This window comes from Rahnella aquatilis CIP 78.65 = ATCC 33071, from assembly GCF_000241955.1.
Lineage (GTDB): Bacteria > Pseudomonadota > Gammaproteobacteria > Enterobacterales > Enterobacteriaceae > Rahnella > Rahnella aquatilis.
This window is the reverse complement of record NC_016818.1, coordinates 2,473,282-2,485,724: the sequence shown is the minus strand read 5'-3', so window position 1 is coordinate 2,485,724 and position 12,443 is coordinate 2,473,282. Positions and strand designations below refer to the sequence as shown.

Genomic DNA, 12,443 nt, shown 5'->3' with positions numbered 1-12,443 from the left:
CTCTGCGTGAAAAACGCAGAGGTTCAGTTAACTTTTAACGACGGCCACGCGGATGGGTGCGGGCTGTCCAGTCGTATGTTGCAGAGGTGCTTGGAACGGCTTTATTACGGCGCTTTTCGGCACGCGCTTTCGCAGCGACTTTTTCTTTTTCTGCCATCAACGTATCGATGTAGTCATCTTTAATCCGGTTATTTTCCGAATTCGTCAGCTCACGGCCCTGTGCTTTACGGGCTTTATCCAGCAGAGTTTTCAGCTCACGCTGTTCGCTTTCCGTCATATCTTGTTGGGTCAGTCTTTTCATTTTTACTGCATCCTGTGAGGAAAGTGGCTACCAGTGTAGTCGAAATGGTGGCAGGAGTCGCTGCAACGGGCGACTTTAAAATCAAAAAGGACAAAACCCCGGGCGCCAGCCCAAGGTGTTCGTATGGATTTATTCCACCGTCGAATATTTCACATAGTGATTGGAGCAGTTAAAGTGCGCGACATAACTCAGCGTGCCATTCGGGCCTTTTGCGCTGAACGGGATGTTGTAAGTCCCTTTGTCTTCTTTGGTATCATCGCTGATGAAATTCAGAACCGGCACCGACGTGCCCATATTGTCTTTATCGTTACCCCAGTTTGGGATGCGGTTTTCCATGTAGTCACGGGTGACCGTGTCGATGGCATTGTTCTTGCTGATCTCTGCGCACGCACCTTCTGTGGAGCGTTGCATCCACCACGGGTAGACATACACTGAGCCCAACATCAGCACCATCAAAACGAAAATGACCGAAACGATCCCGATCAAAATAACTTTACTCATAATGCCGCCACTCCTGAAAAATTATCAGTCAAATCATAAGCTGCCTGAATAAATTAATATCATACGCCAGGCACGAAAGCGCGTATGTTACGCCACTTAGTCTGGAGAGGTTAAGTAATATCAGCCTTTCTGTTGCATTCGCTTACAGAAGCCCATGTCCCGGAAGAGGCCCTGAGTGTTAGCCTTTTTACAACATACATTGTGACGCAAGGAGTCAGACATGAGTCAGCAACAACCCACGGTCGCAGTACTGGGCCTGGGCGCAATGGGGCACGCGTTCGCCGCTAACCTGATCAAAAAAGGGTTCACTACCCGCGTCTGGAACCGTACGGCTTCGCGCGGTGATGATTTGGTGAAAGCCGGTGCGATACGCGGCCGGACACCGTGTGAAACCGCTGAAGGGGCGGATGTGGTAATAACTATGTTGTCCGATGGAAAAACGACGCTTGATGTTTATCAGGGTGACTACGGTTTGCTTGCCGGTCTGAAACAGGGCGGCATTATTGCTCAGATGGGGACGCTCGGGGTTGAGGCAACAGAATCACTGATCGCACTGATTAATGCGCAGCGTCCTGATGTCGTCTTCTTTGATGCACCCGTTTCCGGCACCAAAGCACCGGCCGAGCAGGGGCAAATAGTGGTGCTGGCCAGCGGGGATCGCGAGGCAGGAGCGGCCATTGAGCCGGTGTTTGCCGCTATCTCCAAAGCGACAAAATGGCTGGGTGACGCCGGGCGTGCCTCCAAAATGAAACTGGTGGTCAATGCCTGGCTGATTGCCATGATGGAAGGTATCGCAGAAACTACGCAACTTGCCGAAGCACTGGGCTTCACCCCCGACGATCTGTGGAATGTGCTGGAAGGCGGTCCGCTTGCCGCACCGTATATCAAGGGCAAGATGGAGATGTTCAAAAGCGGTGATTACACCCCGCAGATGCAACTGACCTGGGCGCTGAAGGATATCAATCTGGCGCTGGAAGCGGGCAGCAATCTTCAACTGCCGGTCATGAAACGAATCAGCCAGACCTGGCAGAGTGCGGTCGACGGGGGTTATGGCGGGAAGGATCTGGCGGTGGTGTATCACTATCTTGGCAATAAGTCTTAAATTATTACTCCGATCTTCTCGTGGCGGATACTGCGGGATAGCGGGCGGCTGTGCCGTGGGTGAGATTTACAGGTGAAAATAACGATACACAAATCAGTAACAAAAGTGATTATTGCTGGCGGGGAAATGCATAAAATGAGAGAAAAAGCGCTAGTTAAAGCGCGGCGATATTGGCAGTAATACTGGCGAGAACACCCCGGGCGATATCCACATCATTTTGCGCAATACCTTCCATGACGCGGATCAGAATGTCATCTGTCATGATGCGTACCTGATTTGCCAGCTCAGTTCCGGTTTCGGTCAGTTTGATATCTTTCGAGCGACGATCGGTTTCTCCGGGGCAGCGTTCCAGCAGGCCCAGCTCGGCAAGACTGTCAAACAGGCGAATGGCGGTAGGGTGTTCAACTTCCAGCAACGCCGTCAGTTCTCCCTGCGGCAGGCGTCCGCTGGCGGCTTCCAGATGCAATAACACCTGTCCGCGTGCCAGCGTCAGGCCGATAGTTTTGAAACGGGCATCACAGTAAGTTCGTAACTGGCGGCCAATATGAATGGTTTCAGGCAGGAAACGGACGGCAGGAGAGGTCGCTTCCGGGCGGCGGCGTAATATGGTCACAAGAGATCCTCACTGTCGGAGCTTAAGCAGGTTTTTGAGGCGTCAGATTAGCACGATGTGCAACATTTACCAGAAAAGGTCAGGAGCTGTTAACATTTTGAGACAAGTGGAAGTGATACCCTGATGACTTATCCGGGTATCGGATCGAATTTTTGAAAACTCAGGAGAAATAACGATGCAACCTGTCATCAACATGATCACGCTGGGTGTTAAAGACCTGGCCGTTGCCACCGAATTTTATCAGCATGGACTCGGCTTTCCTAAAGTCGTTATCGATTCTGAAGGGGTCAGTTTTTTTGAACTGGCTGGCGCCTGGTTATCGTTATTTCCCTGGGAAGAACTGGCAAAAGATGCCCAGGTGAGCCCGGCAGGGAATGGTTTTCGCGGTATTGCACTGGCGCAAACCGTGGCCAGTGAAGCCAAAGTTGATGCCATTCTCGCTCAGGCGGTGAAAGCAGGAGGTAAACTGATCAAACCCGGACAAAAAGTGTTCTGGGGCGGATATTCAGGTTACTTCGCCGATCCGGACGGACATCTGTGGGAAATCGCATATAACCCGTTTATGAAAATCGGTCCGCAGGAAGAATGACTTTCGTTCACCTGCGGTGAGCGGCTAATTAGTTACAACATACAGTATATCTCTTTAATAACGGTGACAGTCTGTGAGCCATAAAAAAACACCGCCCGGGGCGGTGTCTGTCATTATTCTGGCAGGAAAAGAGGAGGTTATAAACCGCGTTTTTCCATTAACAGTGCAAGATCGACCAGGCGGTTTGAAAAGCCCCATTCGTTATCATACCAGGCCAGAATTTTCACCAGCTTGCCGCCGATCACCAGCGTCGAAAGCCCGTCAATAATAGATGAACGCGGGTCACCGCGATAATCACTCGACACCAGTGGCTCTTCGCTGTAACCGAGAATGCCTTTAAGCGGGCCGGATTCAGCCGCTTTGCGGAACGCGGCGTTAATTTCTTCAACTGTCGCTTCACGTTTCAGGTTAACGGTTAAATCGACGATGGAAACCACCGGCACCGGAACACGCAGGGAATAACCGGTCATGCGTCCGTCCAGTTCAGGGATAACTTTCCCGATCGCTTTCGCTGCGCCGCTGGAATACGGAACAATAGAAACCGCCGCCGCACGCGCACCCCGTAAATCTTTTTCAGGCTGATCATGCAATGCCTGACTATTGGTGTAGGCGTGCGTGGTGTTCATCAGACCGTGTTCAATGCCGAAGGTCTGATGCAGAACCTGAGCCGCAGGGGCCAGACCGTTGGTGGTGCAACTGCCGTTGCTGACTACTTTGTGTTTTGCCGGGTCGTATTCGCCGTCATTAACACCCATCACAATAGTGATGTCATCATTTTTAGCCGGTGCAGAAATAATGACGCGTTTTGCTCCGCCGTGGGTGATGTGAACTTCAGCTTTCGCTTTTTCAGTAAAGAAACCGGTAGCTTCGATAACGATATCAACACCCATAGTGCTCCATGGAATTGCTGCGGGATCTCTTTCTGAGAAGACGCGCACCGGTTTCCCGTCAACCCGCAATTCGCCTTCGCCAGCTTCGACGTCCGCTTTTAACGTGCCTGAGAGTGAGTCATATTTCAGAAGATGAGCGAGGGTCTTACTGTCCGTAAGATCGTTAATTGCCACTACCTGGAAGTCGTCACGCCCGAGTGCGGCGCGCAAAACATTCCGTCCAATCCTGCCGAAACCATTGATACCTACTTTGACCATGATGAACTCCTTAGTTATCTGCTTTACAGTTAATCTAGTACGCAGGAGGAATGGCGTAAATGACAATAAAGAATCAATTTACGCCAACATTCTGGAGCAAAAGCGTTCTCTGTATTCTGTCGGTGTCAGTTGTAAATTTCGTTCAAAAACGCGACGCAGGTTCAGCCCGCCGCCGAAGCCGGTGGTGAGGGCGATGCGCTCCATGCTTTGTGTCGTTTGTTCCAGAAGCTGCCGCGCGACGCTCAGCCTCACTTCCTCAACATATTTTGCCGGGGTTACGCCGGTTTCGCGGGTGAAAACGCGCGTAAAATTTCGCGGACTCATCGCAACACGTTCAGCAAGGTTTTCGACAGATAAATCGCCGGTGAGATTTTCAGGCAACCAGGCCTGAAGTTCGCGGATGGGGCCACTGCTGGCCTGATTCAAAAGATAGCGACTAAATTGCGACTGTCCACCTGGACGCCGGAGAAACATCACTAAATCCTGAGCAACATTTTTGGCGATGCTGAAACCATGATCTTCTTCAACCAATGCCAGCGTGAGGTCAAAGCCTGAGCTGACGCCGCCAGAAGTCCAGACCGGCCCATCCTGAACATACATCGGGCCGCGTTCAACCTTCACTTGCGGATATTGTGCCTGCAGGCTGTCGATCAGACGCCAGTGTGTGGTGGCGTGGCGTCCGTTGAGTAATCCCGCCTGGGCGAGCAAAACCGCGCCGCCACAGATAGACACCACGCGGCGGGCATGCGGCGCAGCCTGTTGCAGCCAGCGGACAACGTCGGAACCTTCTGCCTCAGACAACCCTTTTCCGGTCACTAAGACAGTGTCACGGGGCAATGTCGGATCAAGATCGCACAATCGGTGATCCGCGAGCAAATTAAGCCCTGAGATACCGTGAACGACACGATGCGGCTGCGTGGTCGCCACCGTTACCCGATAGGGGGCGTTTCTGGCGTCAGGATTGACGTCGGAAGGCAGCAGTCGGTTTGCCTGCGTGAGGATGTCAGCAATGCCTGCTGCTTCGAATAACATGCCCCCGTCGGGGACGATAATCAGGAATGTGTTCATGGCATTAAAAATACAATCTGTATTATATAAGTCAAACCCGGGAGTGCTTTTATGAAGTCTTCAAGAAAGCGTATTAAAGTGAGAGCAGGGCGTACAGACAGGATTTCGCACTTTTGGCACCGCTGAGTCTCTGTAAAACCCTCATTAATACATGACCCTGAGTGACGATAACGGTATCTTATCAACGTGGAGAATTACTTATTTCAATCCGGGAAGATTATGATCTCATCATTCAATAAACATAAAAAATTCAGTGTGTTAGTTATGCTAATGATTCTGGCGGGCTGTTCCAGTAAACCTCATTATAAAAAATACGACACCCATGCCTGGGATGATGAGATTGAAGATGCGGCCGATGAATATAAAGTCGACCGTAAACTTGTTAAAGCTATTATTCAGGTGGAATCCGGATTTAATCCCGAGGCCGTCAGTCCCTCAAATGCCATCGGTTTGATGCAACTGAAAGCCTCGACCAGCGGTTGTGACGCATACCGTTATAAAGGAAAACGGGGTTGTCCTGACAATGATGATTTACTGGATCCCGAAACCAACATTGATTTGGGCACCGCCTATATCAGTGCGTTACAACGCCAGCAACTCAACTGGATCAATGATCCGCTGACACGCCGTTATGCTACAGAAGTGGCCTATGCTAATGGTGCAGGCGCATTGTTGCGGACGTTTTCCAGTAACCGGCAGACGGCAATCAGGATGATTAATCAGCTTACGCCGGAAGCTTTTAACTGGCATGTCCGTCAGTATCATCCGGCACCGCAGGCACCGAGATATATGGCCAAAGTTGAAAAAGCCTATGCCGGTTTATAGCGCCGGAGGGATGAATAAATGGATTCGCTACATAAATTCTGCAGCACATTGGTATTGAATGAATCTCAGAATTCACGTAGCGCGATCAAATCATTATCGTCAGGAGACGTTTAACGGAGCAGGTGAGGCAGGATAAAGGACAGGTACTCAGTGAGTGCGGGGTTTATTATCGCATTTAACATAATATACATTATACGCACTTTGATTATCCATCCTGTATCGTCTACATTCACAGTGTTCTTATTCCCGATAACGGAAAATTCTCCCCCGGAGGTCTTTGGTGATTATCGCTCAGGTGTCTGACATTCATGCAGCAGAAAATAATGATAACCTCGCACGTTTTGAACGCGCACTGTCGTGGATTGATTTCATTGCGCCTGACGCCCTTGTGCTGACCGGTGATTTGATTGACGACAACTGGATACCGGGAAATCCCTCAGGCACCGTGGGCGCACATCTGCCGTGGCTGGCAGAAAATCTGACCAGCGACGGTCCTGCGGATTCCATTGTTTTCATGCATCATCCGGTTATCCGCAGCGGCATTCCGCCTTTAGATCAGATAATGTGTGGCGATGTGGCAAAACTGGCTGAGTTTTTAAGTGAGCATCCGCGAAAACCCATCGCTATCTCAGCAGGCCATGTTCACCGCTCAGTGGTCGGCCAACTGGCAGGAATACCGGCTTATATTTGCGGATCTATCTGTCCGGAAAACCCTTTATGGTTTGGCACAGAAATTGTTCCTCCCGTGAACGATTCTCCGTCATTTATGATCCACCGGTATACCGAAAGCCAACTGGTTAGCCACCCTGTTCTTCTTTAATATGTTGCAAATTTTTATGAGCCGTTTACAAACCCTATTCGGCTCGTATAATGAGCCGAATAACTCTTTCATTCGGCTCACAGGTTCCCGTTATGGATAACAAGCAATGGATCTGGCAAAAACCAGACTGGCCTCAGTTCAACTGGGATGATGATGTTGTACAACCGCTGTTGCGACAAACGCGGCTAAAAATGGGTAAACTGGTGGGTAAAGTAGAATCTCGCCCTGGGGATGAAGCCACCGGATATTCCCTTGAAGCCATGGTGAACAACATTCTTGCATCTTCAGAGATTGAAAACGAACGACTCGATGCCCATTCTGTCCGTTCGTCTCTGGCTAAACGTTTGGGCATTGCCGTTCAGCCCGCGGCCAGCATGACGGAACGCTCTGAAGGTCTCGCGAAAATGATGATGGATGTCTTTAATCCTGAAGACGTTTTGTTGTCAGAAGCCCGTCTTTTTCAATGGCATTGCTGGTTATTTGCCGAGCCTGCACCTTCTTATCTGAGGCGGGGACAATGGCGTGGCGATGACACCATGCGCGTTGTTTCCGGACGTGTGGGTCATGAAAAAGTGCATTATCAGGCACCTCCGCGTGAGCAGTTAACGAGTGAACTTCTCCAGTTTATTGAATGGTACAACCTGTCGTTGTTCCGCCCTGCATTGGATCCCCTGCTTCGTGCTGCACTTGCTCATTTCTGGTTCATCACACTTCATCCGTTTGAAGATGGTAACGGTCGTATTACCCGGGCACTGACCGATATGGCACTCTTCCAGGCGGATCACGACAGCGTGCGGTTGTATGCCATGTCGGAGGCGATTCTTACTCACCGTAACAGATATTATGATGTGCTTGAGAAAACTCAGCGCGGAGACATGGATCTGACACCCTGGTTAAGCTGGTTTTTGCAAATGCTTGAATCTACTGTGGATACGGCAATTCAGCGCATTGACCTGACGCTGGATAAATCGCGTTTCTGGCAGATTTACCACGCCAGCAATCTGTCTGCGGGACAGATAAAAGTGCTTAACCGGTTGCTCGATGGCGGCGAAAAAGGTTTCGCTGAAGGCATAAACGCCAGTCAGTATCAGAAAGTGGCCAAAGTCAGTAAAGCCACTGCCACCCGACACCTGGCCGATCTTATCTCGCGAGGTTGCCTGATTAAATCTGCCTCTGGCGGTCGGAGCACGCGTTATAACATTAACCGAGCACTCAATATTTTTAAGGCAGAAAACTCCATGAAAAATATCACTTTTTACGGTCGTTTTGAGGCTGATATTCTTGCTGGCCGTAAAACGATCACCCTGCGTGAAGCCAGCGACGCGGATTTTACTGCAGGCGATCAGGTTCGCGTCAGCCGTTATGAAGATGACGTGTTTTTCTGCAATATTGAGATTATCGCGGTGACTCCCGTACAGTTCGATGATCTCAACGATCAGCACGCCATGCAGGAAAATATGACGCTGGATGAACTGAAACAAATCATCAGCGAGATTTATCCGGGGCTGAAAGAATTATTTATGATCGAGTTTTGCCTGCGTTAATAGCACAAACGCGCCGGGAACCCTTCCCTGCGCGCCCTTCGATAATTCAGGCTTCTTTCGCCACCTGTGCCCGGCGGAAACAATCCGGATGATGGGTATTAATCAGGCCGGTTGCTTCCAGCCAAGCGTAGACAATTGTCGGCCCGACGAACTTAAAGCCGCGTTTTTTTAAATCTTTCGAAATACGTTCTGACATCGCATTCTGGGTGGGTACCGGCCCGGTATGCTGAATCGCTTTTCCGCCGATTTGTGACCAGATCCACTTACCGAAATCTTCTCCCGCCTGCTGCATGGCGAGATATGCACGGGCATTCCCGATCACCGCCGTGATTTTGCTGCGGGAGCGGATAATATCGGCGTTGTTCATCAGCCGTTCGATGTCTTCTTCGGTAAATCCGGCGACTTTTTCGGGTTCAAATTGACAAAAAGCCAGCCGCAATGCATCACGTTTTTTCAGCACAATCCGCCAGGATAACCCCGCCTGAAAACCATCCAGCATCAGTTTTTCCCACAGTGCCCGGCTGTCACGCACCGGCTTTCCCCATTCATGATCGTGATAATCAATCATCATCGGGTCATTTGTGCCCCACAGGCAACGGATCAGGTCAGTCATGGCGAACTCCTGAAATCAAAAAGTCCTTTATTCTAACGAGATTGATTTGTGTCATCATATTTTTTAAGCACAGGAATTATATTGCGCGTCTTTATAAACAGGATGGAACCATGTTTAGTCGTTTAAGTCGTATATTTAGCCCATCAACCCCCGCTCACGGAAAAGGAACGGTGACGAATGATACCTTTCCTAAATTCTTTATTTCCATAGGAAATTCTTGTGCTTATCGATACGATTCACGAGAGCCGGACATGATAAAGGCGCAGGGGTTTATCGGAACAACAAGCCGGGATGAAGCAGAGTTTCGGGTATTCGGGGATAATACGGTTTTTGCATCCAGAACCAAAAAAGGTGCTAAGGAATTCCTGAAAACAAGAACATTTACGGGAAAAAAAAATTTTCAGTATCTTTATGAAATCAATATCATAGGGAAACGCAGTTTTTCATTTGTTGAAAATTACCAACGTGATCAAAATGCGCTCATCGAGGCGATATTAAACTCTTTACCGGCTGAATTACTGGCAGGTATGTCAGTTGCTGAGGCAAGATCGCTGGCACATACTGCGCTCATCCGCGATTTCAACAGCGTTGATGAAATTCAAATCGAAGCACCAATCTCTTCGCAAAGAATCAATCATATTGCTACCACCCTGGTGTGATTATTTAAAAATTAGCCTTGCAGTAACTCATTGATATCCAATAAGCAGTGAGTTTCTGCCTGCCCGAATCCATTGATACTTAAAGCTTATAATTTCCCCGTTATTGATGTGTGCACATATTGTGGTTATGACCTAAACTGTATGTTGTAACTAACTGGAGGGTTTATGGCGGATTATGATTTAATTGCCCGGATGAACGGTTGTTTTAACGAGCTGGAAATGGCATTGCACGATCTGGGGAATTTCCTGGGGCGACTGGAATTATTGCAGGCGCGGGTCTTTGCCTTGCCTGAAGTGGCGAAAGGCGAAGAACATAATCCGGCGGACAAAATTACGGTCACGCCTCACACCGGCGAAGCTGCACAGCATCTGGCGTTACAGCATTTTCAACGTCTGTTTATTCATCATAATAACGAGAATGTCAGCAGTAAATCCGCCGTCCGTTTACCCGGTGTGTTGTGTTATGCCGTGGACGCGGCGGAGCATCAGTCTGCCCTGCTGCTGATTGAAGAAGTGAATAAGCTGAAAGCTGAGCTGGAACACATCGTGACCGTTGAATCCGGTCTCGCCCGTGAACAGCGTTTTGAGTTTGTGCATACCCACCTTCGCGGCCTGATAACGCTCAACGCTTACCGTTCGGTGACATATCTCAATGACCCGGATTCCGTGCGCTTTGGTTGGGCGAACAAACACATTATTAAGAATGTGACCCGCGACGAAGTCCTGGCACAGCTGGAAAAAAGCCTGAATTCCGGGCGCGCTGTCTCGCCTTATACCCGTGAGCAATGGATGGAAAATATTAACCGCGAGATGATGGACGTGAAGCGTCTGCCTGAACATGCGGCGCTCAAATTCAAACGCCCGGTGAAAGTTCAGCCCATTGCCCGCGTCTGGTACCGCGACAATCAGAAGCAGGTGCAACATCCCTGCCCGCTGCCGCTGATTGCGTTGTGTCTTCGGTCACCGATGATGCAGATGCCGAAGCTGGGAGTATTACCGGATTATGATGTCACGATGATCAAACACAAATACAAACCGCAGTCGCAGCCGCTGAGTCTGCTGATTAAACGCCTGCACCTTTATACCGATCATCCTTTATAAATCAGCCAGAAAAAAGGTCCGGTTTCCCGGACCTCATTTCATCATCAGCAATGTGGTCCTTCAGGCCTTCATGCTGCCCACCATCGCTTCAGGACGCACCCACTCGTCGAACTGTTCTTCGGTCAGATAACCGAGTTTCAGCGCCGACGCCTTGAGAGTCAGCCCCTCTTTATGGGCTTTCTTGGCAATTTCAGCAGCTTTGTCATAGCCGATATGCGTATTCAGCGCGGTGACCAGCATCAGCGATTCATTCAGCAACTGGGTAATACGATCACGGTTAGGTTCAATGCCGACCGCACAATGCTCGTTAAAACCGCTGATACCATCCGCCAGCAAACGAACGGATTGCAGGAAGTTATGGATGACCAGCGGGCGGAACACGTTCAGCTCAAAGTTACCGGATGCGCCGCCAATGTTCACTGCAACGTCATTTCCCAGCACCTGCGCGCACAACATAGTCATGGCTTCGCACTGCGTCGGGTTCACTTTGCCCGGCATAATCGAACTCCCCGGTTCGTTCTCCGGAATCGAGATCTCGCCAATGCCGCAACGCGGGCCGGAAGATAACCAGCGCACGTCGTTGGCGATTTTCATCAGCGAAGCAGCCAGCCCTTTCAGCGCACCGTGGCCATGGACCAGTGCATCGCAAGTGGCCAGCGCTTCGAACTTATTCGGCGACGTCACAAACGGCTGTCTGGTCAGTTCTGCCAGCGCTTTCGCCACGCGCACGGCGTATTCAGGATGTGTATTCAGGCCGGTACCGACTGCCGTTCCGCCAAGCGCCAGTTCGGCAATATGCGGGATGCTGTTTTCAATGTGCGTGAGGCTATGCCCCAGCATGGCCATCCAGCCGGAAATTTCCTGTCCCAGCGTCAGCGGCGTGGCATCCTGTAAATGCGTACGACCAATTTTCACAATGTCGCGGTAGGCCGTAGCTTTATCGGACAGCGTTTTATGCAGCACTTTCAGTTGCGGGATCAGGGTTTCGCGCAACTCAATCACCGCCGCCACGTGCATGGCCGTCGGGAAAACATCGTTAGAACTTTGGCTCTTGTTCACATCATCGTTCGGGTGAACTTTACGTTCTTCGCCGCGCACGCCACCGAGAATTTCACTTGCCCGGTTAGCCAGCACTTCATTCATATTCATGTTGGTCTGGGTGCCAGATCCGGTCTGCCAGATGGACAGCGGAAATTCGGCAGAATGCTTGTCCGCCAGCACTTCATCGGCAGCGGCAATAATGGCGTTTGCCCGCTCAGCAGGCAGTAGTCCGAGATCCATATTGACGCTGGCTGCCGCACGTTTCGTCAGTGCCAGCGCGTGGATCAGCGCCGTGGGCATTTTTTCAGAGGAAATACGAAAGTGCTCGAGGGAACGTTGCGTCTGTGCGCCCCAAAGCTTATCTGCCGGAACATCAATTGGCCCCATTGAGTCTTTCTCAACGCGTGTAGATGCCATTACTGTCTCCTTAGATGCTTATTGCGATGATAAATCAGTTTTTTTGCAGGGTTTTATTTGCCGCACGCGCTCCCACGCATCCGTTGGCGGCCTGTTGATTA

14 protein-coding genes and 1 pseudogene are annotated in these 12,443 nt (G+C 50.3%); 8 read left to right on the top strand and 7 right to left on the bottom strand.

Annotated features, from left to right (window positions below):
* Positions 1 to 34: 34 nt before the first annotated feature.
* Positions 35 to 301: a YjbD family protein gene (locus RAHAQ2_RS11305; protein ID WP_015697358.1), complete on the bottom strand. Its 267-nt coding sequence runs from the start codon at positions 299 to 301 to the stop codon at positions 35 to 37.
* A 129-nt stretch (positions 302 to 430) separates the two neighbouring features.
* Positions 431 to 802 carry a YebF family protein gene (locus tag RAHAQ2_RS11300; protein ID WP_015697357.1) on the bottom strand — a complete coding sequence of 124 codons (372 nt, stop codon included), beginning with the start codon at positions 800 to 802 and terminating at the stop codon, positions 431 to 433.
* Positions 803 to 1,022: 220 nt separating this feature from the next.
* Here RAHAQ2_RS11300 and RAHAQ2_RS11295 point away from each other — a divergent pair, with 220 nt between their 5' ends.
* Entirely contained in the window at positions 1,023 to 1,904 is an 882-nt protein-coding gene (locus RAHAQ2_RS11295; protein WP_015697356.1) for an NAD(P)-dependent oxidoreductase, read from the top strand.
* Positions 1,905 to 2,058: 154 nt separating this feature from the next.
* On the opposite strand, the gene RAHAQ2_RS11290 is transcribed toward RAHAQ2_RS11295, so the two are convergent.
* Positions 2,059 to 2,517, bottom strand: a complete 459-nt coding sequence (locus RAHAQ2_RS11290) for a MarR family winged helix-turn-helix transcriptional regulator (protein WP_015697355.1) — start codon at positions 2,515 to 2,517, stop codon at positions 2,059 to 2,061.
* A gap of 175 nt (positions 2,518 to 2,692) precedes the next feature.
* Here RAHAQ2_RS11290 and RAHAQ2_RS11285 point away from each other — a divergent pair, with 175 nt between their 5' ends.
* Positions 2,693 to 3,106: a VOC family protein gene (locus RAHAQ2_RS11285; RefSeq protein WP_015697354.1), complete on the top strand. Its 414-nt coding sequence runs from the start codon at positions 2,693 to 2,695 to the stop codon at positions 3,104 to 3,106.
* Positions 3,107 to 3,243: 137 nt separating this feature from the next.
* Here RAHAQ2_RS11285 and gap read toward each other — a convergent pair whose 3' ends face one another.
* Entirely contained in the window at positions 3,244 to 4,254 is a 1,011-nt protein-coding gene (gap, locus tag RAHAQ2_RS11280) for a type I glyceraldehyde-3-phosphate dehydrogenase (protein ID WP_015697353.1), read from the bottom strand.
* A gap of 78 nt (positions 4,255 to 4,332) precedes the next feature.
* On the bottom strand, positions 4,333 to 5,322 hold the full coding sequence (locus RAHAQ2_RS11275) for a GlxA family transcriptional regulator (protein WP_015697352.1): 990 nt from the start codon (positions 5,320 to 5,322) through the stop codon (positions 4,333 to 4,335).
* Positions 5,323 to 5,541: 219 nt separating this feature from the next.
* Between RAHAQ2_RS11275 and RAHAQ2_RS11270 the strand changes: the two genes are divergently transcribed.
* The 4 genes and pseudogenes from RAHAQ2_RS11270 (at position 5,542) to yqfB (ending at position 8,511) form a co-directional block, all read left to right on the top strand.
* Positions 5,542 to 6,147, top strand: a complete 606-nt coding sequence (locus tag RAHAQ2_RS11270) for a transglycosylase SLT domain-containing protein (RefSeq protein WP_015697351.1) — start codon at positions 5,542 to 5,544, stop codon at positions 6,145 to 6,147.
* Positions 6,148 to 6,427: 280 nt separating this feature from the next.
* Positions 6,428 to 6,967, top strand: coding sequence for a metallophosphoesterase (locus tag RAHAQ2_RS11265; RefSeq protein WP_015697350.1), 540 nt, complete (start codon positions 6,428 to 6,430; stop codon positions 6,965 to 6,967).
* Between the two features lie 92 nt (positions 6,968 to 7,059).
* Positions 7,060 to 8,163, top strand: a pseudogene (locus tag RAHAQ2_RS11260) (Fic family protein); the annotation flags it as partial.
* A 42-nt stretch (positions 8,164 to 8,205) separates the two neighbouring features.
* The gene (gene yqfB / locus RAHAQ2_RS25885; RefSeq protein WP_169314504.1) at positions 8,206 to 8,511 is read left to right on the top strand and encodes a N(4)-acetylcytidine aminohydrolase; all 306 of its coding nucleotides are present in this window, start codon (positions 8,206 to 8,208) and stop codon (positions 8,509 to 8,511) included.
* 46 nt (positions 8,512 to 8,557) lie between these two features.
* Here yqfB and RAHAQ2_RS11255 read toward each other — a convergent pair whose 3' ends face one another.
* Entirely contained in the window at positions 8,558 to 9,124 is a 567-nt protein-coding gene (locus RAHAQ2_RS11255) for a DNA-3-methyladenine glycosylase I (protein ID WP_015697348.1), read from the bottom strand.
* Between the two features lie 110 nt (positions 9,125 to 9,234).
* Here RAHAQ2_RS11255 and RAHAQ2_RS11250 point away from each other — a divergent pair, with 110 nt between their 5' ends.
* Both RAHAQ2_RS11250 and tus read left to right on the top strand, forming a co-directional pair.
* Complete coding sequence (locus RAHAQ2_RS11250; protein ID WP_015697347.1) at positions 9,235 to 9,783, top strand: hypothetical protein; 549 nt, start codon at positions 9,235 to 9,237, stop codon at positions 9,781 to 9,783.
* Between the two features lie 165 nt (positions 9,784 to 9,948).
* Positions 9,949 to 10,884 (top strand): DNA replication terminus site-binding protein, encoded by a 936-nt coding sequence (gene tus / locus RAHAQ2_RS11245; RefSeq protein ID WP_015697346.1) that lies wholly within the window; start codon positions 9,949 to 9,951, stop codon positions 10,882 to 10,884.
* A 60-nt stretch (positions 10,885 to 10,944) separates the two neighbouring features.
* Here tus and fumC read toward each other — a convergent pair whose 3' ends face one another.
* A complete protein-coding gene (fumC, locus tag RAHAQ2_RS11240; protein WP_015697345.1) occupies positions 10,945 to 12,342 on the bottom strand; it encodes a class II fumarate hydratase in 1,398 nt (465 codons plus the stop codon).
* Positions 12,343 to 12,443 lie beyond the last annotated feature (101 nt).

What these genes read in the sequence shown, in the direction of transcription:
- RAHAQ2_RS11305 (WP_015697358.1), bottom strand. Translation starts at nt 301, where the DNA reads ATGAAAAGACTGACCCAACAAGATATGACGGAAAGCGAACAGCGTGAG.
- RAHAQ2_RS11300 (WP_015697357.1), bottom strand. Translation starts at nt 802, where the DNA reads ATGAGTAAAGTTATTTTGATCGGGATCGTTTCGGTCATTTTCGTTTTG.
- RAHAQ2_RS11295 (WP_015697356.1), top strand. Translation starts at nt 1,023, where the DNA reads ATGAGTCAGCAACAACCCACGGTCGCAGTACTGGGCCTGGGCGCAATG.
- RAHAQ2_RS11285 (WP_015697354.1), top strand. Translation starts at nt 2,693, where the DNA reads ATGCAACCTGTCATCAACATGATCACGCTGGGTGTTAAAGACCTGGCC.
- gap (WP_015697353.1), bottom strand. Translation starts at nt 4,254, where the DNA reads ATGGTCAAAGTAGGTATCAATGGTTTCGGCAGGATTGGACGGAATGTT.
- RAHAQ2_RS11275 (WP_015697352.1), bottom strand. Translation starts at nt 5,322, where the DNA reads ATGAACACATTCCTGATTATCGTCCCCGACGGGGGCATGTTATTCGAA.
- RAHAQ2_RS11270 (WP_015697351.1), top strand. Translation starts at nt 5,542, where the DNA reads ATGATCTCATCATTCAATAAACATAAAAAATTCAGTGTGTTAGTTATG.
- yqfB (WP_169314504.1), top strand. Translation starts at nt 8,206, where the DNA reads ATGAAAAATATCACTTTTTACGGTCGTTTTGAGGCTGATATTCTTGCT.
- RAHAQ2_RS11255 (WP_015697348.1), bottom strand. Translation starts at nt 9,124, where the DNA reads ATGACTGACCTGATCCGTTGCCTGTGGGGCACAAATGACCCGATGATG.
- RAHAQ2_RS11250 (WP_015697347.1), top strand. Translation starts at nt 9,235, where the DNA reads ATGTTTAGTCGTTTAAGTCGTATATTTAGCCCATCAACCCCCGCTCAC.
- tus (WP_015697346.1), top strand. Translation starts at nt 9,949, where the DNA reads ATGGCGGATTATGATTTAATTGCCCGGATGAACGGTTGTTTTAACGAG.
- fumC (WP_015697345.1), bottom strand. Translation starts at nt 12,342, where the DNA reads ATGGCATCTACACGCGTTGAGAAAGACTCAATGGGGCCAATTGATGTT.